22 protein-coding genes and 2 pseudogenes are annotated in these 22,119 nt (G+C 65.1%); 15 read left to right on the forward strand and 9 right to left on the reverse strand.

What is annotated here, in order from left to right:
- Positions 1–22 precede the first annotated feature (22 nt).
- Together KDD17_RS07515 and KDD17_RS07520 are read left to right on the forward strand one after the other, a co-directional pair.
- Positions 23–1,882 (forward strand): beta strand repeat-containing protein, encoded by a 1,860-nt coding sequence (locus KDD17_RS07515; protein ID WP_212705974.1) that lies wholly within the window; start codon positions 23–25, stop codon positions 1,880–1,882.
- Between the two features lie 46 nt (positions 1,883–1,928).
- A complete protein-coding gene (locus KDD17_RS07520; RefSeq protein ID WP_254796924.1) occupies positions 1,929–2,402 on the forward strand; it encodes an acyl-CoA thioesterase in 474 nt (157 codons plus the stop codon).
- Here the strand turns inward: KDD17_RS07520 and pgi are convergent.
- Genes pgi through zwf form a run of 3 tightly spaced genes read right to left on the reverse strand, consistent with a single transcriptional unit; the run spans position 2,399 to position 6,128 of the window.
- Entirely contained in the window at positions 2,399–3,994 is a 1,596-nt protein-coding gene (gene pgi / locus KDD17_RS07525) for a glucose-6-phosphate isomerase (RefSeq protein WP_212705975.1), read from the reverse strand. The genes KDD17_RS07520 and pgi overlap by 4 nt on opposite strands.
- Positions 3,991–4,662 carry a 6-phosphogluconolactonase gene (gene pgl / locus KDD17_RS07530; RefSeq protein ID WP_212705976.1) on the reverse strand — a complete coding sequence of 224 codons (672 nt, stop codon included), beginning with the start codon at positions 4,660–4,662 and terminating at the stop codon, positions 3,991–3,993. The genes pgi and pgl overlap by 4 nt, the downstream gene beginning before the upstream one ends.
- Entirely contained in the window at positions 4,659–6,128 is a 1,470-nt protein-coding gene (gene zwf / locus KDD17_RS07535; RefSeq protein ID WP_212705977.1) for a glucose-6-phosphate dehydrogenase, read from the reverse strand. The genes pgl and zwf overlap by 4 nt, the downstream gene beginning before the upstream one ends.
- Before the next feature lie 204 nt (positions 6,129–6,332).
- Between zwf and KDD17_RS07540 the strand changes: the two are divergent.
- Positions 6,333–7,279, forward strand: a pseudogene (locus KDD17_RS07540) (radical SAM protein).
- A 1-nt stretch (position 7,280) separates the two neighbouring features.
- On the opposite strand, the gene KDD17_RS07545 reads toward KDD17_RS07540, so the two are convergent.
- The gene (locus KDD17_RS07545) at positions 7,281–8,591 is read right to left on the reverse strand and encodes a DEAD/DEAH box helicase (RefSeq protein WP_212705978.1); all 1,311 of its coding nucleotides are present in this window, start codon (positions 8,589–8,591) and stop codon (positions 7,281–7,283) included.
- 287 nt (positions 8,592–8,878) lie between these two features.
- Between KDD17_RS07545 and KDD17_RS07550 the strand changes: the two genes are divergently transcribed.
- From KDD17_RS07550 to KDD17_RS07580, 7 genes and pseudogenes are all read left to right on the forward strand, one after another.
- Positions 8,879–9,580, forward strand: coding sequence for an NYN domain-containing protein (locus tag KDD17_RS07550; protein WP_212705979.1), 702 nt, complete (start codon positions 8,879–8,881; stop codon positions 9,578–9,580).
- Between the two features lie 116 nt (positions 9,581–9,696).
- Positions 9,697–10,589: pseudogene (locus tag KDD17_RS07555) on the forward strand (DMT family transporter).
- Between the two features lie 39 nt (positions 10,590–10,628).
- Positions 10,629–11,903: a phosphopyruvate hydratase gene (gene eno, locus KDD17_RS07560; RefSeq protein ID WP_212705980.1), complete on the forward strand. Its 1,275-nt coding sequence runs from the start codon at positions 10,629–10,631 to the stop codon at positions 11,901–11,903.
- Positions 11,900–12,502 carry a DUF7002 family protein gene (locus KDD17_RS07565; RefSeq protein WP_212705981.1) on the forward strand — a complete coding sequence of 201 codons (603 nt, stop codon included), beginning with the start codon at positions 11,900–11,902 and terminating at the stop codon, positions 12,500–12,502. Before eno ends, KDD17_RS07565 begins: the two co-directional genes overlap by 4 nt.
- Positions 12,499–13,008 (forward strand): GNAT family N-acetyltransferase, encoded by a 510-nt coding sequence (locus KDD17_RS07570; protein ID WP_212705982.1) that lies wholly within the window; start codon positions 12,499–12,501, stop codon positions 13,006–13,008. Before KDD17_RS07565 ends, KDD17_RS07570 begins: the two co-directional genes overlap by 4 nt.
- The gene (locus tag KDD17_RS07575) at positions 13,005–13,430 is read left to right on the forward strand and encodes a cupin domain-containing protein (protein WP_212705983.1); all 426 of its coding nucleotides are present in this window, start codon (positions 13,005–13,007) and stop codon (positions 13,428–13,430) included. Before KDD17_RS07570 ends, KDD17_RS07575 begins: the two co-directional genes overlap by 4 nt.
- Complete coding sequence (locus KDD17_RS07580) at positions 13,427–13,738, forward strand: hypothetical protein (protein WP_212705984.1); 312 nt, start codon at positions 13,427–13,429, stop codon at positions 13,736–13,738. The genes KDD17_RS07575 and KDD17_RS07580 overlap by 4 nt, the downstream gene beginning before the upstream one ends.
- Positions 13,739–13,793: 55 nt before the next feature.
- Here the strand turns inward: KDD17_RS07580 and KDD17_RS07585 are convergent, their stop codons facing one another.
- A complete protein-coding gene (locus KDD17_RS07585; RefSeq protein WP_212705985.1) occupies positions 13,794–14,915 on the reverse strand; it encodes an anhydro-N-acetylmuramic acid kinase in 1,122 nt (373 codons plus the stop codon).
- A 72-nt stretch (positions 14,916–14,987) separates the two neighbouring features.
- Between KDD17_RS07585 and tyrS the strand changes: the two genes are divergently transcribed.
- From tyrS to KDD17_RS07600, 3 genes are read left to right on the forward strand one after another with little or no spacing between them, the layout of a single operon-like run.
- Positions 14,988–16,238, forward strand: coding sequence for a tyrosine--tRNA ligase (tyrS, locus tag KDD17_RS07590; RefSeq protein ID WP_212705986.1), 1,251 nt, complete (start codon positions 14,988–14,990; stop codon positions 16,236–16,238).
- 47 nt (positions 16,239–16,285) lie between these two features.
- Positions 16,286–17,116 carry a GNAT family N-acetyltransferase gene (locus tag KDD17_RS07595; protein ID WP_212705987.1) on the forward strand — a complete coding sequence of 277 codons (831 nt, stop codon included), beginning with the start codon at positions 16,286–16,288 and terminating at the stop codon, positions 17,114–17,116.
- 34 nt (positions 17,117–17,150) lie between these two features.
- The gene (locus KDD17_RS07600; protein WP_212705988.1) at positions 17,151–17,906 is read left to right on the forward strand and encodes a 3-hydroxyacyl-CoA dehydrogenase; all 756 of its coding nucleotides are present in this window, start codon (positions 17,151–17,153) and stop codon (positions 17,904–17,906) included.
- Positions 17,907–17,966: 60 nt separating this feature from the next.
- Here KDD17_RS07600 and KDD17_RS07605 read toward each other — a convergent pair whose 3' ends face one another.
- From KDD17_RS07605 to KDD17_RS07615, 4 genes are all read right to left on the reverse strand, one after another.
- The gene (locus KDD17_RS07605) at positions 17,967–19,778 is read right to left on the reverse strand and encodes an ABC-F family ATP-binding cassette domain-containing protein (protein ID WP_212705989.1); all 1,812 of its coding nucleotides are present in this window, start codon (positions 19,776–19,778) and stop codon (positions 17,967–17,969) included.
- Between the two features lie 132 nt (positions 19,779–19,910).
- Complete coding sequence (locus tag KDD17_RS19120) at positions 19,911–20,258, reverse strand: hypothetical protein (protein ID WP_348541488.1); 348 nt, start codon at positions 20,256–20,258, stop codon at positions 19,911–19,913.
- Positions 20,255–20,446, reverse strand: coding sequence for a GNAT family N-acyltransferase (locus tag KDD17_RS19125; RefSeq protein WP_348541489.1), 192 nt, complete (start codon positions 20,444–20,446; stop codon positions 20,255–20,257). Before KDD17_RS19125 ends, KDD17_RS19120 begins: the two co-directional genes overlap by 4 nt.
- A gap of 140 nt (positions 20,447–20,586) precedes the next feature.
- Positions 20,587–21,051 carry an outer membrane protein assembly factor BamE gene (locus KDD17_RS07615; protein ID WP_212705990.1) on the reverse strand — a complete coding sequence of 155 codons (465 nt, stop codon included), beginning with the start codon at positions 21,049–21,051 and terminating at the stop codon, positions 20,587–20,589.
- Positions 21,052–21,137: 86 nt separating this feature from the next.
- On the opposite strand from KDD17_RS07615, the gene KDD17_RS07620 reads away from it, so the two are divergent.
- Positions 21,138–21,686, forward strand: a complete 549-nt coding sequence (locus KDD17_RS07620; RefSeq protein WP_212705991.1) for a YceD family protein — start codon at positions 21,138–21,140, stop codon at positions 21,684–21,686.
- A 190-nt stretch (positions 21,687–21,876) separates the two neighbouring features.
- A complete protein-coding gene (gene rpmF, locus KDD17_RS07625) occupies positions 21,877–22,083 on the forward strand; it encodes a 50S ribosomal protein L32 (RefSeq protein WP_212705992.1) in 207 nt (68 codons plus the stop codon).
- The last annotated feature ends 36 nt before the right edge of the window (positions 22,084–22,119 follow it).

The following is a 22,119-nucleotide window of genomic DNA, read 5'->3' on the forward strand; positions in this document are numbered from 1 at the left end:
TTTTTCAAGAAAGCCTGACATCATGAAATTTTCCCTTTTCGTTACCGTCTCGAGCATTGCCGTTCTCGTCGCCCAGACCGCCGCCGCGGACGAGAACGAAGCCGTTCTTGTGCAAAGCGGCGCCTCGAACAGCGCGGCCATCGCGCAGGATCAAGGCGGGCTGAATGAAGCCGCAGTGGAACAGTTGGGCACCGCGAACAGTGTCACCGTCACACAAACCGGTGATCGCAACGGCGCGGCCCCCCTGCGCGGCACCGACGGGCTGAACCGTGCAATGCGGCAGGAGGGCGATAACAACACGCTGAGCGTCGACCAGTCGGCGAACCGTGGCCGGGTCGGTCATCTTGATGACGGGGTCGACCAGATCGGCGATCGGAATGTCGCGGTGATTTCGCAAACGGGCAATCGCGCGCGGCTTGGCGCCGTGCAGCAGACCGGCGTGGCGGGCGCTGTCAGCACCCAGAACAGCGTCGATGTGCTCCAGGGTGGCGGTGGTGGCAATTTCATCCGCAACGTGACCCAGACCAACACCGACGCCTCCGGCGCGGAAAACACGATGACCGTGACCCAGACCGGCAATCGCAATATCATCGGTGCCCGCCCTGCCCCTGCGGGCACGGGTCTGCTGCAAGACGGCAGCGGGAACCTGATGGTCATCCAGCAAACCGGCGACGACAACGGCGCGGGGCCGCTTGACGGCGAGACGGGCACATTCAGCGGTGCGACGACCGCGACGGGGGCAGAGCAAGCCTCCGCCGAGCAGATCGGCACCGGCAACGCGTTTGACTATCTGGCCGAGGGCGATCGCAACCTCTTTGGCAGCGTTCAGATCGGCACCGGCAACTTCACGATCGTGACGTCCACCGGTGACGGGAACCAGGCAGCGTCGGTCCAGATTGGCGACGGGAATGACACCAGCATCCTGCAAGCCGCCGATCCGATCTTTGGCGCGGGCGGGAACGGCAATGCCGCAGGCGCTTCCGTAGTCGGCAACAACAACACGCTGGAAATCACGCAGTTCAACAACAACAATTCGGCCTCGGATACCGTTTTGGGCAACCGCAACCAGCTGTTCACCGGGCAGGCCGGCAACGGCAATACCTCGCAGAATGACGTGTCGGGTCGGCGCAACGATGTGCTGATCGGCCAGCTTGGCCTGTTTGGCAGCAACGCATCTACCCTGACCATCGACGGCAACAACGCGCGCGGGAACGACAACTTCGTGACCCTGCTTCAGGCCGGGCGGAACACGTCCGACATCGATATCTTCGGTGATCGCTCCGATATCGACATCGTTCAGACCGGGACCAACACCTCCAGCATCGTGATCGCGGGCGGCGGTGAGGGCGACGACAACACGGTGACCGTTTCCCAAAGCAATTTCGGCGCCTTTGCGCGCAATACCTCGCGCCTGTCGATCACCGGGGACGACAACGTGGTGGCACTGACGCAAAGCGGATCAAACCTGACCGAGCTTACCATCAACGGTCAGCGCGAAGGCGACAACAACACGCTCAACATCGACCAGTCCGGCGGCACGTCCCGCTCCGTAAATTCGATCACCGCAACGATCAACGGGGACGGCAACAACACCGGGCTCAGCTTTACCGGCGCGGATGCGCTGACGGCGGCGGGCACGCTCACGCCCGGCGATATGTTCCAGTCCGGCACCGGCAACCAGATCACCCTGACGGTTGGCGATGATCTGGTGGAATCGGGCGGGAATGCCTTTGCCTTCAGCCAGATCGGCGCGGACAACACCATCATCGGCAGCATCACCGATGGCGGTGCCAATCAGGTGGCCGTTGTGCAGGTCGGCACGGCAAGCCTGACCAATTTCTCGCAGGTTGGCAGCTTCAACGTGCTGGGCGTGTCGCAATAGAGGCGGCGATCTTGCCGCCTCTGCCCGCACTGGGTATGCAGGCGGCATGATCTATCACACCCCACTTGACGCCGCTGCGCAGCGCGCGCTTGGCATTTCGCCGCCACAGGCGCTGGCCATGGGCGACAGGGTGCGGTTTTCCGAACTCGACGTGCTCAACCACGTGAACAACGGCCGGTATATGGAGTGGTTCGAACGGCTGCGCGTGCGGTATTCGCAGGATTGGGGCATCTCCACCTACGGTGGTGAGGCGGGCGCGCCACGCATCGTCATCCGCTCAGGCGAGATCCGCTATGTGCAGGAGATGCGCATGGATGAGGATTACGTCTGCACCTGCGCCTGCACGGCGTTCCGCACGACCTCCTACACGCTGCTGCAACAGGTCTGGGCGGGCGGCACGCTGCGCGCCACCTTCGATTGCGTGCTGGTGCTGCTGACACAGGACGGATCGGCGCGCATGCCGATCCCCGACGCCGTGCGCCAGCGATTTATCGAGGTCGATGGCGCCAACCCGCCCTAGGCGCGATGGGCGTGCAGATAGGCCACCAGCGCCGCCGTGGAGGGATCCTGCGCGTCGGTACTCTCTTCTTCCCCGTCGACCACCGGTTGCAGCGAGGTTGCAAGCTCCTTGCCCAGCTCAACGCCCCATTGATCGAACGAGTTGATGCCAAGGATCACCCCCTCGACAAACACACGGTGCTCATAAAGCGCGATGATCTGGCCCAGCGTGAACGGATCAAGCTTGGGATAGATCAGCGTGGTTGAGGGGCGATTGCCGGGAAAGACGCGGTGGGCCGCCTGGCGCTCCAGCTCCGCGCCCTCGAACCCCTTGCTAGCGGCAATCGTGCGCGCCGCGTCAAGGTCGCGGCCCTGCATCAGCGCCTTTGATTGCGCAAGGCAGTTGGCTACCAAAAGGCGGTGGTGGTGCGCCAATTCCGGCTCGTGCCCTTCGGCGGCGACGAGGAATTCACACGGGATGACCCGCGTGCCCTGATGGATCAGCTGGTAGAACGCGTGCTGCCCATTGGTGCCCGCCGCCCCCCAGACAACGGGCCCGGTGTCGCGCGGGCTGTGCGATCCGTCGCGGCGGGTCCCCTTGCCGTTCGATTCCATCTCGAGCTGTTGCAGGTAGGCGGGCAGCTGACCCAGACGTTCGTCGTAGGGCAGCACGGCACGGGTGGCGTGGCCGCAGATCTGGTTGTGCCAGATGCCCACCAGCGCCAGCATCAGCGGCAGGTTTTCCGCACCTTCAGCGTGGCGAAAATGCGTGTCCATCGCCTGACCGCCGCGCAGAAAGGCGTGAAAGGCGCGGGGTCCGATCGCGATCATCAGGCTCAGCCCGATCGGCCCCCAGACGGAATAGCGCCCGCCGACCCAATCCTCAAAGCCAAAGACGCGCGCGGCGTCGATGCCAAAATCGGCGGTCTTATCTTCGGCGGTGCTGAGGGCTGCGAACTGCGTGGCCGGATCGCCGCCGTGATCGCGCATCCACGCCCGTGCTGTGCGCGCGTTGGTCATCGTCTCGATGGTCGTAAAGGTTTTGGACGCGACGATCACCAGCGTCGTTTTTGCATCCAGCAGGGCCAGCGTGTCGGCGATGTCGGCGCCGTCCACGTTGGACACGAAATGCACCCGCGGGCCATCGTGATAGGGGCTGAGCGCCTGCGCGGCCATCGCGGGGCCCAGATCAGAGCCACCGATACCGATGTTGACCACATCCGTGATCGTGCTGGCCCGGACCTCCTCCGCGTAGGCGCGCATACGCTCCAGCGTCGCCAGCACGCCCGGCATCACGTCCGTGCCATCGACCATGACCGGGCCACCGTCGAGGTTGCGCAACGCCGTGTGCAGCACGGCGCGGGTTTCGGTGTCGTTGATCGGCGCACCGCTGAACATCGCGTCGCGCATCCCTACAAGGTCGCTGGCCCGCGCCAACGCCAAAAGCGCCGCGCGGGTGTCTGCGTCGATGTTGGTTTTCGAGTAGTCGAGCCGCATGTTCTCGGTCCCGGCGGAGAAATCCTCGGCCCGGTTTGGATCGGCATCAAACAGATCGGTGATCCGGCGGTCGCGCGTTTTTGCGTGCAGCTCGGAAAGGGTGCTCCACTGTGTCATGCGGCGCTCCAATGCACGGTTGCGGCGTCGAGCACGCAGCTCACCGGCGCCTGCGCGGCGGGCAGACCCTGTGCCCGGTTCAATGCGGCGCGCTTGTCCTCGCCCTTGACCAGCAGATGCACCGAATTGGCCCCGCGCAAAACGGGGGCCGTCAGGGTGAACCGCTGCACGTCTTGCCCCGGCACCGTGATCGCGGCGCAGGCGGGTGCACCGGGGGCCAAAGCCTCCGCCAGACCGTCCGCATCGGGAAAGAGCGAGGCAGTGTGCATATCCGCCCCCATGCCCAGCACAAGAATATCGATGGGCAGCAGCCGCGCCAGCTCTGCGCTGAGCGCGGTGACGGCAGCGTCGATCCCGCCCTCGCGATAGAAGGGGATGAAATGCGCCGCCGCCGCAGGGCCGGTCAGCAGACGCTTGCGGATCAGGGCAGCGTTGGATTGCGGATGGCTCTCGTCCACCCACCGCTCATCGGTAAGCATCACGTCCACCCGCTCCCACGCGAGATGCACGGCGCTGAGCGCGTCGAACACCGGCCCCGGCGTGGTCCCGCCCGGCACTGCCAGCGTGACCCGGTCGGATTGGTTGAGCGCGGCGTTCAACTCGGACGCCAGCGTATCCGCCAGCCGCATCGCCATCAGCTCACTATCGGGGTATTCGATCAGGTTCATTCAGAGACCTCCCGCCAGGCACGGCCTTCGCGCCGCATCAATTCTTCGCTGTCCGTCGGCCCGTTGGAGCCGTAATCATAGGGTTTGGGCACGTCGTTGCGCGCTTCCCATCCTTCGATGATCGGATCGGTCCAGGCCCATGCGGCCTCCACCTCGTCGCCGCGCATGAACAGGGTCTGGTTGCCCCGGATCACGTCCATGATCAGCCGCTCGTAGGCGTCGACCTGTTCGATGTCCTCTGGATCCAGCGCCTCGGCGAACGTCATGTCGAGCGGTACGTCTATCAGGCGCATGCCCCCCGGTCCCGGCTCCTTGATGGTCACGCCCAGCGTAATGCCCTCGTTGGGCTGCAGACGGATCGACAGCACGTTGCGGTGACGGCCTGCGTCCTCCTCAAATATGCTGTGCGGCGTATCCTTGAACACCACCGTAATCTCGCTGCTGCGCGCGGCCATGCGTTTGCCGGTGCGCAGATAGAACGGGGTGCCCGCCCACCGCCAATTGCTGATCTCGGTCCGCATGGAGATAAAGCTTTCGGTGCGCGAGCGCGGATTTTCCACCGCGGTGCGGTAGCCGGGGTTCTCCGCCTCGTTCATCGGCTCGGCCTGATACTGTCCGCGCACGATGTGGTGCGAGGCGACCGGCTCAAGCGCGCGGATCACCTTGAGTTTCTCGTCGCGCACCGCATCGGGCGAGAACCGCGCCGGCGGCTCCATCGCGATCAGGCACAACAGCTGCATCAGGTGGTTCTGCACCATGTCGCGCATTGCGCCGGATTTGTCGTAGTATTCGCCGCGCCCGCCGACGCCCACCGTTTCGGCCACGGTGATCTGGATATGATCGACGTATTGGCTGTTCCACAAAGGCTCGAACAGCATGTTGCCAAAGCGGACGGCCATGAGGTTCTGCACTGTCTCTTTGCCCAGATAGTGATCGATCCGGTAGATCTGATCCTCGTTGAAGTAGGTCGCCAGCGTCTTGTTCAGCGCCCGGGCGGTTTCCAGATCGCGCCCGAACGGCTTTTCAACAACGATGCGCGCACGGTCGTCCGCCATGCCCCATTTCTGCAACCGCTCCGCGATATCGCCAAAAAGCGCCGGTGCGACAGAGAAGTAATAGGCCTCGATCCGCTCCGTCCCCTTCATCATCTCGGCAAGCTCGCTCCAGCCGCCCTCCCCGCGCGCGTCTATGGCGACATAGTCGAGACGGTCAAGAAACGGATCAAGCCTTCCTTCCGTCCCGGTCAGATCACCACCGAATTCGGCAATCGCTTCGCGGATCATCTCACGATAGCCCCCCTTGTCGAGTTCGCTGCGCGCGGCCCCGATGATGCGCGCCTGCGGCGGCATCTGCCCCGCGCAAAAGCGCCGAAACAGCCCCGGCAGGATCTTGCGGCGGGCAAGATCCCCCGTGCCGCCAAAAATAACCAGATCGAAGGGATCGACGGGAATGGTGCGGGAAACCATGAAACACTCCTCTTGGCGGGCTGCGGCCCTACTTTATCGCGCCGCATTCCGCACGCCAGCGGAAACTTGTTAGCGCAAACATTTCCGCCCGAACATACCCGACACGCCTCCGTTCACAAGAGTGTGGGTGATCTTTTCTTGTCATTTGCCGGACTGTATCCCATTTGTGACCCCAACAAGCGTAACGAGCGGAGCGGTGTGACGATGAAAGACAATGTAGCGGCCAATCTGGGCAAATTCGTCGACCCGGAGGTGACAGCCAAGGGCGAGGCCCGCGCGACCGTGGCTTTGCGCAATCCCGAAACGCTGTGGTTCAACACCGGCACGCTGTGCAACATCGAATGCGCCAACTGCTATATTCTGTCGTCGCCCACGAATGATGCGCTGGTCTACATCACCGCCGACGAGGTGCGCGACTACCTCGACCAGTTGGAAGACCGTAACTGGGGCGTGCGCGAGATCGCCTTTACCGGCGGCGAGCCCTTCATGAACCCGCAAATGATCGAGATCACCGAGGCCGCGCTGGAGCGTGGCTATGACGTGCTGATCCTGACCAATGCGATGGTGCCGATGATGCGCAAGCGCATGCGCGAGGGTTTATTGCGCCTGCAAGCGGCCTATCCCGGCAAGCTGACGCTGCGCATCTCCGTGGATCACTACCGCCGCGACCTGCATGACGCCGAACGCGGGCGTGGCGCGTTCGACAAGACGGTGACGGGCATGAAATGGCTGTCAGAGAACGGATTTACCATGGCCGTGGCCGGGCGCTCGGTCTTTGGCGACAGCGATGCCGACAGCCGTGCGGGCTACGCCGCCTTCTACGCCGAGCACGGGTTTGACATCGACGCGAGCAATCCCGGCATGACCGTGCTCTTCCCCGAAATGGACGAAAGCGTCGAGGTGCCCGAGATCACGACCGCCTGCTGGGGATCCTCGACAAATCTCCCGATGCGGTGATGTGTTCAAGCTCGCGCATGGTGGTCAAACGGCGCGGCGCCGACAAACCGGCGGTGCTGGCCTGCACCCTGCTGCCCTATTCGCCCGAGTTCGAGCTGGGCGAGACACTGGAGGAGGCCGAGCGCGACGTCGCCCTCAACCACCCCCACTGCGCCAAGTTCTGCGTGCTGGGCGGAGCCAGCTGCTCCGCCTGACTTAGCCGCTTGCGGCAGGTTTGCCGCGTCCGCGACCACCCCGGCGGCGCCCCTGCCCCGCAGGCTTTGGCGCGCCGGCACCCTGTGGACGGCCACCGCCACCACCACCACCGCCGCCAGAGCGTCCCCGCCCGCGACCGCGCCCGCCGCCGCCTTTCGGCTTGTCGGGGATCTCGGCGCCTTCCCACGGACGGCCCGAAGTCACCGGGATCGTGGTTTTCAGCACTTTCTGGATATCCTTCAGCTCGCCCATCTCGTCGGGCGCGCAAAAGGCAATCGCGGCCCCGTCCTTGCCCGCCCGCGCGGTGCGGCCAATGCGGTGCACGTATTGATCGGGCACATTGGGCAGCTCGTAGTTATAGACGAATTTCACGTCCGGAATGTCGAGGCCCCGCGCCGCAACATCCGTGGCCACCAGCACGGTAATGTCACCCGCCTTGAACCCCGCGATCGCCCGATCCCGCTGGCCCTGCGATTTGTTGCCGTGGATCGAGGCCGCGTCGAACCCGGCCTTCACCAGATCCTTCATCAGCTTTTCGCAGCCGTGCTTCGTACGCCCGAACACCAGCGCCCGCTCGCCGGGATGCTTGGCGAGCAATTCCATCAGCAGGGATTTCTTTTCCGCCTTGGCGATGAAGTGGATCTCCTGCGTGACCTTGTCCGCCGCCTTGCCCGGAGGGGAGACTTCGATGCGGATCGGCTTGGTCAGATAGCTTTCCGCGATCTCGCTCATGAGCTTGGGCATCGTGGCCGAGAACAGCATCGTCTGGCGCTCTTTCGGGATCACCTGGCTGATCTTGCGCAGATCATGGATGAACCCCATGTCCAGCATCTGGTCCGCCTCGTCGAGCACCAGAAACGACGCTTGATCGAGCCGCACTGCCCGCCGGTCCATCAGATCGAGCAAGCGGCCGGGCGTCGCCACCAACAGATCAACACCGGGCGCCAAACGCTTGATTTGCGTGTTGATATTCTGCCCGCCCACAACCATTGCCACCTTCAGCGGCGTGTTTTCGGCAAAGCCGCGCAGGTTGTCGGCTATCTGCGTGGCCAGCTCGCGCGTGGGCGCCAGCACCAGACCGCGCACGCATTTGGGCGCCGGACGGCCCTCAAGCTCCAGCATCTGCGCCACCAGCGGGATGCCGAAGGCGGCCGTCTTCCCCGTGCCCGTCTGGGCAAGGCCCATCACGTCGCGGCCGTTCATCCCGTGCGGGATCGCCTGTTTCTGGATCGGGGTCGGCTCGGTCATGCCCATCTTGGCCAGACGTTTGGTCAGGGCTGCGGGCAGCTCCATCATGTCGAAATCGCTCATGTTCTTCCTTGTCCGGGGCAATGCCCCGCGTCATGGGTGCACAAACACGGATCGCGCCAACGGGCTGAAATGCCCAAGGCGTCCGGTTCGCGGTGGCCCCACGCGTGATTTTGGGAACTCTCGGGCGGCTTTGGGTCGCAGATCACGGATGTGCTGCAACTGCTCACGCGGCAGGAAGCGTCGCCCCTTGACCCTGCACATGGGGCGCGCGGACGGGGAAGTCAACGGGCATGGTCATTTCACCGCCGCTCCGCTACGTCAGGGCCACACATGCGAAAGGATGCGCCATGCCCCAACGGACCGACCGCGACCGCCCCCTTCTGGCCGTCCTCATCGACGCCGACAACGTGCCCGCCAAACACGCCGAATCGATCCTGCGCGAGATTACATCGGTGGGAGAGCCCGCCCTGCGCCGGGTCTACGGCGACTGGTCATCGGACCGGCTGAACTCATGGAACAACAAACTGCTGTCGCTGGGGCTGGTGGCCGTGCAGGAAACCGCGAATACCAAGGGCAAGAACGCCTCCGACATCGGGCTGGTGATCGACGCGATGGACATCCTGCATCAGGGCCGCTTTGACGGCTTTGTGCTGGTCTCCTCCGACAGCGATTTCACCGCCCTCGCCAACCGTCTGCGCGAAGACGGGCTGATGGTCATCGGCATCGGCGAAAAGAAAACACCCGAGGCGCTGCGCAACGTCGTCAACCGCTTCATCTTCATCGAAAACCTCGACGGCGCGCCGCCGCAGGAAAAACCCGCCGAAAAAGCCGCCAGTGCGCTGCCCCTGATCGAAGCGGCCATGAGCAAGCTCGATCAAGACGACGAATGGTACAACCTTGGCCAGATCGGCCAGACCATTCAGGCCGCGCACCCCGATTTCGACACCCGCAGCTACGGCCACGGCAAGCTGTCGGCGCTCGTGCGCCAGATCAACTCGCTCGAGACGCGCAAGGACGGCGCGCGGTTGATGGTGAAACTGCGCGGCTAGACAACCCCGCCGATTGCGGACTGCACCGGGCGATCCCGGGCGCGTCCGGAAAAATCCCTTGCGCGGCACGCGCACCTTGCGGTCACACCCGCGCGGCATGACGAAAGGCCCAGTGAATGGAAAACCTGCGCGGTGCGCTCTTGATGGTCCTCTCCATGCTGGGCTTCGCGATCGAGGACAGTTTCATCAAGATGATGGGCGACGCCCTGCCCGTGGGCCAGATCCTGCTACTTCTGGGCGTCGGCGGATCGGCTGTCTTCGGGCCATCGTGCGGATGCAGGGCCGCGCACTGTTCGAGCGGGCGATGCTGACCGGCCCGGTGATGATCCGCGCGGGCGGGGAGATCTTTGGCACCGTCTGCTTCATCTCCGCCATCGTCTACACGCCCCTGTCCACCGCCTCGGCAATCTTGCAGGCCACACCGCTGGTGGTCACGCTGGGCGCCGCGCTATTTCTGGGCGAGCGTGTGGGCTGGCGCCGCTGGGCGGCCATCGGGGTGGGCTTTGCCGGGGTGCTTTTGATCATCCGCCCGGGGCTCGACGGCTTTTCGATCCTGTCGCTCTTTGCGCTCGGCGGGGTGTTCGGCCTTGCCGCGCGCGACATCGCCACCCGCAAGGTGCCCGCCACCCTCTCGACCATGCAGCTCAGCTTTCTGGGCTTTCTCGCCGTCATCCCCGCCGGGCTGTTTCATCTGGCCGTCTCGGGCGGCGATCTTGCCCCGATGGACACGCGCCTCTGGGCGCTGATGATCGGGTCGGTCGCCATCGGCGTCTTTGCGTACTACGGCATCGTCGCGGCCATGCGCGTGGGCGAGATCAGCTTTGTGACGCCCTTCCGCTATACCCGCCTGATCTTTGCGCTGATCATCGGGGTGGCGTTCTTTGGCGAATCCCCCGATGGGCTGACTCTGATCGGCGCGCTGATCATCGTCGGCTCGGGCATCTTCACCCTCTGGCGCGAACGCAAACAGCGCGCCGCCCCCCTTTCCAAGCCCGGCGCCCCCGTCTAAACCACCGCCAACCGCAGTTGACCCAAAGGAATGCCCCACATGAGCACCATCATCGACATCCACGCCCGCGAAATCCTCGACAGCCGGGGCAATCCCACGGTCGAGGTTGACGTGATCCTCGAAGACGGCACGATGGGCCGCGCCGCCGTACCGTCAGGCGCGTCAACCGGCGCGCATGAAGCGGTCGAGCGGCGGGACGGCGACAAATCCCGCTACATGGGCAAGGGCGTGCTGGAAGCCTGCGCCGCCGTCAACGGTGAGATCGCCGAGGCGTTGGTGGGATCGGATGCCACCGATCAGGTCGACATCGACAGCGCCATGATCGAGCTTGACGGCACCCCCAACAAGGCCCGTCTGGGTGCCAACGCGATCCTCGGCGTCTCGCTTGCCACGGCCAAGGCCGCGGCGGACTATTGCTCGCAACCGCTGTACCGCTACGTCGGCGGCACCTCCGCCCGCGTCCTGCCCGTGCCGATGATGAACATCATCAACGGGGGCGAGCATGCGGACAATCCCATCGACATTCAGGAATTCATGATCATGCCCGTGTCGGCCGCGAATATCCGCGAGGCCGTGCGCATGGGGGCTGAAGTCTTCCACACCCTGAAAAAGGAGCTCTCAGAAGCCGGTCTGGCCACCGGCGTCGGTGACGAGGGCGGCTTTGCCCCCAACATCAGCGGTACGCGTGAAGCGCTTGATTTCATTCTGAAATCCATTGAAAAAGCGGGCTACAAACCGGGCGAGGACATCCACCTCGCCCTTGATTGCGCGGCGACGGAGTACTTCAAGGACGGCAAGTATGTGCTTGATGGCGAAGGCAGAATGCTCACATCGGATGAGAACGTCGACTATCTGACATCGCTGGTCAACGACTATCCCATCATCTCGATCGAGGATGGCATGGCCGAGGACGATTGGGACGGATGGTGCGCGCTGACGGCGGCCATCGGTGACCGCGTGCAGCTGGTGGGTGACGATCTGTTCGTGACCAATCCCGCGCGCCTGTCCGACGGGATCGCCCGCAAGGCGGCGAATTCGATGCTGGTAAAAGTCAATCAGATCGGCAGCTTGACGGAAACTCTTCAAGCGGTCGAGATGGCGCATCGCGCAGGGTTCACCAATGTGATGTCGCACCGCTCGGGCGAGACGGAGGATGCCACGATTGCCGATCTCGCGGTTGCCACCAACTGCGGCCAGATCAAGACGGGCTCGCTCGCACGCTCGGACCGGCTTGCGAAATACAACCAGCTGATCCGCATCGAAGAGGCGCTTGACGGGGCTGCCATCTACGCGGGCCGCAGCATCCTCAAATGACGCCCGAGGCGTTTGCCAGCCTGTGCGGCCCGACGCTTTACCACGTCACGGCCGCACAGAATGTGCCCGCCATCCGCCGTGAAGGGCTTTTGAGCGCGGCAGATCTCGCCCGCCACGCGGGCGTCGATCCCCGCACGCTGGTGCTGCGCCAAACCCGGATGACGCTGCCCGGCGGCGCGGTGCTGAACCACCAGCTCCCCTTGCGCAAAGGCCGCGCGCGGGCCGCCGCGTTTCTGGACGGCACCACGATCGAGGGCTGGGCGCAGCAGCTTGATACCCGCGTCTACCTCGCCCCCAGGCGCAAACTCGACGCGCTTCAGGGCAGTTTTGACGTGCCTATCCACACGTTCAAAATCGACAGCGCCGCACTGTTTGCCGCCCTGTCCGACTATATCGACCTCAGCCCGATCAACAGCGGCAACGCCGACCGCCGCCCCGCGCGGCGTGGTGAGTGGATCTACGTGCCCGCCACGGCCCCTGCCGCCACCTTTCGCGACAATCGCCGCATCCGGGGGCTCGTCACAACCCGCGACAGCGTGCGCGAGGTTTCTATCACCTGCCCTGTTCCACCAGAAACGCTCGACCGGGTGCTGCAATGAACGTGCAGATCGTCCCCGCCACGACCGAAGCGGATCTCGCCGCCGTGCGCGCGCTGTGCTGGGACTACCGCGCGGGGCTCATTGCGACATCCGCCGAAGACGCCCGCATCACCGAGACGTTTTATCCCATCCCAAAATACACCGTTCTCATGGACCGTCTGGCCGCCGAACACGCCCGGCCCCAAGGGCAGATTTTGCTCGCCCGCCTCGACGGCGCGCCCGTCGGCTGCGCCATGAGCCACGCGCTGGACCCCAAAACCAGCGAGATCAAGCGGCTTTATGTCAGCCCAGCCGCCCGTAGCCACGGCATCGCGCGCCGTCTTGTCACGCAGCTGATGGCACAGGCCCGCGACGACGGATTCAGCCGCGTCGTGCTCGACACCTCGCAGCGGCTCACGGCGGCGCGCGCGCTCTACGCGCGTCTCGGCTTTGCCGAACGCGGGCCCTATCAGGATATCCCGGAGCACGCCCTGCCCCATCTTGTGTTTTTCGAGGCTCCGCTATGACCGCACCGCTCACCGCCGATGAGATCATTGCCCGGCTCGACCTCGCGCCGCACCCCGAGGGTGGGCACTACCGTCAGACGTGGATCGCTGAGAACGCGGGTCGCCCCACCGGCACCTGCATCTATTTCCTGCTCAAGGAGGGCGAGCGTAGCGACTGGCATGCGGTGGACGCGACCGAGATCTGGCATTTCCACACGGGCGCACCTCTGAGACTGGAATTGGCCGGCAGTACCGCAGGCCCCGCCAGTGTGCATACATTGAGCGGCGATCTGCGCGTGGGCGCGCCGCAGATCATCGTGCCGGAAGGACATTGGCAGCGCGCCAGCTCCACCGGCGCCTTTACGCTCGTCAGCTGCACGGTTTCGCCCGGCTTTCAATTCAGCGGCTTCACGCTGCGCCCCGATCTGGAGATCCCCGTATGAGCCGCAAACGCACGATCGCCCTCGGCGGCCTCGCCCTGATCGCTGCCCTTGCGCTCTTTGACCGGCACCGCGGGCGCAGCGTCACCCTGCCCGCCACGGTCACAGCCATCGAAGAAGAGATCCCGGATGCCGGGCCAAACCTGTGGCGGATCGACGTGCTCACCCGTGACGGCACCGCCCATACGCTCGACCGGCGCAGCGCGCGCCCGACGCTCAATCCGGGGGATGCGGTCTGCATCGACGTTTTCATGCGCCGGTTTGCACGCGAGAAATCCATCCTTTCCGCCGCGACTGACTGCGGGTCCTGAGCGCAAACCACACCGCACGCGCGCCCGAAAAAATGTCGTGCGCGCCAGCGCCCCTTCAGGTCGCGCTTGCTGCGCGCGGGTGGCTCAAGGTCCCGCCGCCAACCGCCGCGCGCACGCCTGTGGTGCTGGCGCAGGATGTCGGCATCCCGCGTGCCACTCGCACGGCGAGATAGCCAAACGCCTGCGCCTCCAGCATATCACCGTCCAGCCCCACGTCCTCGATCGGGACCACCGGACAGTCGAGCGCGACGCGCAGCATCTCCATCAACACTGGGTTCAGACGCCCGCCCCCGGTCACCAGCACCCGGTCCGGGGGTGTCGGGCAATGCGACATCGCCTCCGTCACGCCTGCCGCACTCATCGCCGTGAGGGTGGCGGCGGCATCGGCGTCCGACAGCTCCCCGACCAGACCGATCATCTCGGCAAAATCGTTCCGGTCGAGGGATTTGGGCGGCATCCGCGCAAAATAGGGCTCGGCGAGGAACAGCTCCAGCGCGCCCGTCTCGACAGTGCCGCGCCGCGCCAGTGCGCCGCCCTTGTCAAACGGTTCCCCCAGCCGCGCTTGCATCAGATCGTTGATCGGCGCATTGGCGGGGCCGGTGTCGAACGCCAGCAACGCACCTTCCGTTTCGGGCCGCGCGATGCGCGGGTCCACCCACGTGAGATTCCCGACCCCCCCAAGGTTCAGAAATGCCAGCGGTGCCTCGGCCCCGATATGGCGCGCGCAGGCGTGGTGAAAGAACGGCGCCAGCGGTGCGCCCTCCCCGCCCAGAGAGACATCGGCGCTGCGATAATCCCACACGACCGGCACGCCGACCGCATCGGCCAGCGCCGCCCCGTCGCCAACCTGCAACGTGCCATGGGTGCGCGGCGCGTGCGCCAGCGTCTGCCCGTGAAAGCCGATCACATCGACGTCGGAAAACTCGGCCAAAATCTCCGCGTGGGCGGCATCCACGACCTCGGCCGCCCGCTCTACGGCCTCGCCGCTCCACTGCCCAAAGCCTGCGGCGATGGTCTCACGCTCGGCCTGCGTGTAGGCGCGGTAGGCGCTGCGGCCAAAGCTGTCGATCCGCTCTCCGTCGGTGCGCAGCACAGCCACGTCGACCCCATCGAGCGAGGTGCCCGACATCGCCCCCGCCGCCGTGACCATTCCGGTCTTTGCAATGCGCCCCACCATGGCTTCGTGCCCTTTTCCTTTTGGTATGCCCGGCCTATAGATGCCCCGCAACATCCCAAGAGGGCAAGCGCCATGACATACCATCCCAAATCCGATTTCGTCTCTGTGATGATGGAGCGCGGCTTTCTCGCCGACTGTACGGATTATCAGGGGCTGGATGAGGCGCTTAAATCCGGGGGCGCGCCGGGCTATATCGGATTTGACGCGACGGCCAAATCTCTGCACGTGGGCTCGCTTATCCAGATCATGATGCTGCGCTGGCTGCAAAAGACCGGCGGGAAGCCCATCACCCTGATGGGCGGCGGGACGACCAAAGTGGGCGATCCGAGCTTTCGCGCCGATGAACGCCCCCTTTTGGGGCCGGAGCAGATCGACGCCAATATCGCGGGCATCAAACAGGTGTTCAGCGCCTACCTTACCTACGGCGACGGCCCGTCGGATGCGATGATGATCAACAATGCCGAATGGCTCGACGGGTTGAACTATCTCGATTTCCTGCGCGACATCGGGCGGCATTTCTCGATCAACCGGATGCTGTCGTTTGAATCGGTGAAATCGCGGCTGGACCGCGAGCAATCGCTCAGCTTTCTCGAATTCAACTACATGATCCTGCAAGCCTATGATTTCATGGAGCTGCATCGCCGCTATGGCTGCATCCTGCAAATGGGGGGATCGGATCAATGGGGCAATATCGTCAACGGCATCGATCTGACGCGCCGGGTGATTGATGGCGAGGTCTACGGGCTGACGTCGCCCCTGCTGACCACGTCCGATGGCAAGAAGATGGGCAAATCCCAGAATGGCGCGGTCTGGCTGAACCCGGATATGCTCAGCCCCTACGAATTCTGGCAGTTCTGGCGCAACACCACCGACGCCGACGTGGGCCGGTTCCTGAAACTCTACACCGAACTGCCGGTCGATGAATGTGACCGCTTGGGCGCGCTTGGCGGGGCCGAGATCAACGAAGCCAAAGTGCGGCTCGCCAATGAGATCACGGGCCTGTTGCACGGCGCTGAGGCCGCGCAGGCGGCAGAGGCGACCGCCCGCGAAGTATTCGAGCGCGGCGGTGTGGGAGACGATCTGCCCACCCTGACGCTGAGCGCCGAGGAGGTCGGCGACGGTATCTCCATCGTGCAGCTGATCGTGCGTGCGGGTCTGGTGAAATCGGGCAAAGAGGCCAAGCGCCTGATCGCGGAGAACGGGGCACGCCTGGACGATGCGCCATTGACGGATGCGGGGCTGATGCTGGACGCGGGCGCGCTGGCCTCACCGGTGAAACTGTCGGCGGGCAAAAAGCGGCATGCGTTGGTTCAGATCGGCTGAGGGCGCGCTTAACGTGGCTTTAACCATCCGCAGGCCAGCTTGCGGGCATGTTTGACGCGCTTCCAGATCCGCCCGGCGACAGCCTGTTCCAAACCCCCGCCTTTGGCGCCGCCTTGCGGCTGGTCGGGCGGTCACCGATCACGCTGCCGGGTGGTCAGATCCTTCTGCGCAGGCGACTGTGCGGCGTGGAATTCCTTATGCTGCCCCGCGCCGACCCGCCCGCCGATCTGAATGCGCAGCTGTGCGCCATGGGCCTGGGCGGCCGTCCTCTGATCCTGTCCCCGGAACGCGCCCGCCCGTCCGGTCGCGTCCTGCGCCTGCGCGCGCCGGTGGCCACTTTCGATCTTGCGTTGCACACCGATGAGCAAAGCCAACGCGCCGCGTTGCACGGTAAATGGCGCAACGCATTGCGCAGGACTGAACGGGGCGCGCTGCGGGTCCGCCACGGCAGCCTTGACCCGTGCGACCCGGTCATCGCCGCCGCCGCCGCGCAGGCCCGCACGCGCCGCTATGCCGCATGGCCCGCCGGTCTCACCGCCGCCTGGGCCCAAGTGGCCCCCCAGCAGACGCGGATCTTTCGCGCCTGCCTGCGCGGGGAAGAGATCGCACAGATGGTTTTCCTGCTGCACGGCACGCGCGCGAGCTATCAGATTGGCCTGACAACGGACCTGGGACGCGCGACGGGCGCCCATACGTTGCTGATGTGGTCCGCGATGCGCTGGCTGGTACGCGCGGGCATCAGCCGCGTCGATCTCGGCCCCAGCCTGCCACACGCCTACGGGATCGACCGGTTCAAGGCACGTACGGGCGCGCAGTTGCGTGAGACCGGTGGCACATGGTTGCGGTGGCGCCCCCTTGCACGCGGGCGCCGCCCGTGATTATCTGAACATCCGTTCAGATAGGGAGAGATCCATGCAGCTCAACGCCACCGCAGCCGTCATCACCGGGGGCGCGTCGGGCCTCGGCGAGGCCACCGCCCGCCAGTTCGCGGCGCAAGGGGCGCAGGTCTGCCTTTTGGATCGGGACGCCACACGAGGCGCCGCCGTTGCCGAAGAAATCGGTGGTTATTTCATCGAGACGGACGTTACCGACGAGACCTCCGTCGCGGCGGCGATCGACAGCGCTGGCGCGGCCATGGGGGCGCTGACGGCAGCGGTGAACTGCGCGGGCATCGCGCTGGGGATCAAGACGGTGGGCCGCGACGGGCCGCACCCGCTCGACGCCTTCCAACGCACAATCGACATCAATCTGGTGGGCAGTTTCAACGTCGCGCGCCTTGCGGCACAGGCGATGGCGGGAAACACGCCCGACGCAGGCGGCGAGCGCGGGGTGATCATCAACACGGCCTCCATCGCGGCGTTTGACGGGCAAAAGGGGCAAGCGGCCTATGCTGCCTCCAAGGGCGGGATTGTGGGCATGACCCTGCCCATGGCGCGCGATCTGGCGAAAGAGCGCATTCGCGTGATGACCATCGCGCCCGGCATCTTTGGCACGCCTATGCTGATGGGCCTGCCGCAAGAGGTGCAGGACAGTCTGGCCGCGACCGTGCCAAACCCGCCACGGCTCGGCGATCCCACTGAATACGCGCGCATGGCGGCGTTCATCGTCGAGATGGGCTATTTGAACGGCGAGGTGATCCGCCTCGACGGGGCGCTGCGCATGCAGTGAGGCGGCAGAGTTTCTCGCGAAACTCTGGACCCAAAATTTCCCCGAAATTTTGCCATTGCCTCAGGCGCCGGCCTTCTCTTCGAGGGCGAGCCATTCTTCTTCGGCCGCTTCCAGCTTGGCCTGCCGGGCGATGAGCGCCTCTGTGGCTTTCTGGAATTTCACCGGCTCGCGGGTGAACAGCTCCGGGTCGCTCATCAGCTCTTGCAGCTTGCCGATCTCCGCCTCGATGCGCGCGATCTCGTCCGGCAGCGCTTCGAGCCGGTGCTGCTCGGTAAAACTCAGGCCTTTCTTGGGCTTTGCGGCCTGTGCCTGCGCCTTGGGCGGGGCCTGTTTGGCCTTGGTCACGCTGCCCTCGAAATCATCCTGCCCACGCTGCGCGAGGTAGTCGCTCCAGCCGCCCGCGTAGACCGTCGCGCGGCCGTTGCCCTCCATGGCGATGGTCGTGGCCGCCACGCGGTCCAGAAAATCCCGGTCATGGCTGACCAAAATCACCGTGCCGTCGTAGGTATCCAGCAGCTCTTGCAGCAGATCGAGCGTTTCCACATCCAGATCGTTCGTCGGCTCGTCGAGCACCAGCAAGTTGCTTTCGCGCGCCATGATCTTGGCCAGCAGCAAGCGCGCCTTTTCGCCCCCCGAAAGCGAGCGCACGGGCGCGCGAGCCTGTGCTTCGTCAAACAGGAATTCCTTGAGATAACCCACGACGTGCTTTGGCATGCCGCGCACCAGCACCTGATCGGCCTTGCCCGACACGCGCATATCGGGATCGCCCGTCAGGCTGTCCCACAGCGACATATCCCCGTCGAGCTGGTCGCGCCCCTGATCCAGCAGCGCCAGCTCAAGGTTGGTGCCCAGTTTGATCGTGCCGCTGTCGGGGGTTTCGCGCCCGATCATCATGTTCAGCAGCGTGGTCTTGCCCACGCCGTTGGGCCCGACCAGCGCGATGCGGTCGCCACGCTGCACCGTGATCGAGAAATCGCGCAGGATCTGCTTGTCGCCAAAGGCTTTGGCGATGCCATCGGCCTCAATGACCTTGCGGCCCGATTTTGGCCCGGCCTCCAGCGCCATGGCCGCCGTGCCCTGCCGCTTGATCTGGCTGGCGCGTTCGGCGCGCAGCTCTCCGAGCGCGCGCACGCGGCCCTGATTGCGTTTGCGCCGGGCCGAGATGCCCTCGACCGCCCACCGCGCTTCGGCCTTGATCTTGCGGTCAAGCTTGTGGCGTTGCTGGTCTTCTTCTTCCCAGATCTTGTCGCGCCACGCCTCGAACCCGTCAAATCCAATGTCGGCACGGCGCACGGCACCCCGATCAATCCAAAGCGTCCCACGCGTCAGCGCACGCAGAAAGGCGCGGTCGTGGGAGATCGTCACAAACGCCGTGCGCGTCGATTTCAGCTCGTCCTCCAGCCAGGCGATCGCCTCGATATCAAGGTGGTTGGTCGGCTCGTCGAGCAGCATAAGCTCAGGCTCGGAAGCCATCAGACGGGCCAGAGCCGCGCGCCGCCGCTCCCCGCCCGACGCGGTGGCCACCGGGCGGTCGGGGTCGAATTTCAGCCCCTCGCCCGCGCGCTCCACCTTATAGAGCTCACCGGGGTCCAGCCCGTCGGAGGCGAAATCGCCCAGCGTCTCGAACCCGGCCAGATCGGGGTCCTGCTCCATATAGCCCACGCGCACGCCGGGGCCGGGCACGACCTCGCCGGCGTCCGCTTCGACCAGACCGGCCATAACCTTCATCAGCGTGGATTTGCCCGATCCGTTGCGGCCCACCAGCGCCAGACGGTCGCCGGGCTGCACGACCAGCGACAGATCGGCAAAGACGGGATCACCGCCAAAGGTGAGGGAGATATCGGTGAGCTGGAGAAGGGGTGCGCGTGCCATGGGATGCGCCTATCGCCCCCCGCGCGAATGGTCAATCGCTCACCAGCGCGCGCAGCAGACGTTTGCGCGCGGGCGGGATCGACGCGATCTCCAGCCCGGTAAAGACGTGCAGCGTGCCCATCTCGCGGTCGATCACCGCATGGTCGCTGACCCAGCCCCCATCAGCAGATAGGTGCGCAGAAGCGGCGGCAGCAGGGCCGCCGCGCCGCGCGGATCGGTGGGCAGTGCGACCTCCGAAAAATCGTGGATTTCTGGCGCCTTGGGCGCCGGGCGCACAGGCTCGGGCGCCAGATAGCGCGCGCGCAAAACGGCAAAGCCGTCAGCGTAGGGCGCCGGATCGCATCCCGCAAACGAGGCGCAGCCAAACAACAACCCGACCCCCTGCGCATCAACCTGCGCGGTCAGCCCCGCCCAGGCCAGCCGCAGAATATCGGGATCCTGCCGGACGGGGTCGATGCAGAAACGCCCCAGCTCCATCATCGGCCCCCGCGTTGCGCAAGCGCGTCCACGCCGTAGAACTGGGCGGTATAGGTCTGAAGGATCGCGGCCCCCGTCACGGTCGTCAGGCGGCAGGTGCAGACCACCGCGCCGCTTTGCCGGTCAGTGATCGTCAGATGCCGCGCGCCTGCGTCAAACGCATCCTCCGCCCGCCCGCCGGGCCAAAGCACCGGCTGCGCAGATCGCGCGCTGCGGCCAGTTGCGGCGCGGTCGTGGCGTATCCGAGGGTATAGCGCGGGGTCTGCATTGGCCCGCTCACACACGCGCACGCGCGGCGCCACTGGACACAGGCGCGCTCACCCTGCGCGGGTCACCCCGCCAGCCCCGCGGGGTTGAAGCGCCCGATATTGCCCAACAGCTGCTTGAGGAACCCGTTGTTCGACACGCCCGACGTCGTCACGCGGCGCGAGATCGGCACGACCCGCCCCCGCTCCAGCCCGAAGCGTTCGATGTTGGTGACCACACCCGCGCTGTCGAAACTGATGGCAAGCACTTCACGCTCTACCGTCTTGGGGGCGAGCGCACCAAAGGTGCGTTTGCGGCTGCGCACGTAGTAAAAGCCGCTTTCGTTGACCACACCGGCGGTCGAGGGCGTGCCAATGGCTTCCTCGACAGAGGCGCGGGTATCGACGCCCACTGTCAACAGATCGAGGTCTTCGGCGGGGGGGATGTAGCCATGGTTGGCAAACTGCGGGGCGCAGGCAGAAAGCGCAGCCCCCAGCGCGAGCGCCATAATCACGCGGCGCATCCATGGCCCCTGTGTCGTCTTGCCCATGTGCTGCCCCTTGCCCTTGGTCTGCTTGGCTTCTATCTCGCTTACACCAACTCTCGCCTACGGTTCAAGAAACGAAAGCACGCGCCATGGCCCCTTCCCGTCCCACCGCCACCAGCCTTCGGGTCGCCGATCTGCAAACCGGCGCGCCCACCCCGTTCGAATTGCGCCCCGACCGCGATACCTGCGCGGCGCTGGCGCAGGAGCTGGACCTCTACGCGCTGCGCAAGCTCAGCTTTGCGGGCACCCTGCGCCCGATCGGTGATACCGACTGGCTGCTGGAGGCGCGCCTGGGTGCCACCGTGGTGCAACCCTGCGTGACCACGCTGGAGCCCGTGACCACCCGGATCGACACCGACGTGATACGCCATTTCCTGCGCGAGATGCCGGAGCCGGAGGCGCCAGAAGTCGAAATGGAAGATGACACCGCCGAAGAGCTGGGCGCCTGGATCGACCCCGCCGCCGTCATGGCAGAAGCGCTGGCGCTGGCTGTGCCCGACTACCCGCGCAAGGAAGGTGCGACGCTGGAGCCCGTGCAGGTCACCGAAGCGGGGAAAACGCCGCTCAGCGACGATGATCTCAAACCCTTTGCCGGTCTTGCGGCGCTCAAGGACCAGCTGACCGACAAGAAGGACTGACCCCGCCCCGGCAAATATCTGCTATTGCGCTGCTCTATGGCGCGATTTCAGGGGTTTTTTGTCATTTTGGGTTGGACAAGCCGGCAACACTTGCCTAAACGCACGCTACGCTCCGACAGGGGATTTCAACGCACACCCGGCTGCGCGCGACACGATCCGCCCCGCAGCCCCCAGCACAAAGGCACCAGACATGGCTGTCCAACAGAACAAAGTTTCCAAATCCCGCCGCAACAACCGCCGGGCCCACGATTCGCTTGTGGCTGCAAACCCCAACGAATGCTCCAACTGCGGCGAGCTGAAGCGCCCGCACCATATCTGCGCGGCCTGCGGCCACTATGCGGATGCGGAAATCGTTGCCCTCACGGACGAGATTGATCTCGACGAAGACGCAGCGTAAGCTGCGCGCGAGCGGTAACAACCAAAGGCATTCGCA

The sequence above is a fragment of the Sulfitobacter albidus genome, from assembly GCF_018200035.1.
Taxonomy (GTDB): Bacteria; Pseudomonadota; Alphaproteobacteria; order Rhodobacterales; family Rhodobacteraceae; genus Sulfitobacter; species Sulfitobacter albidus.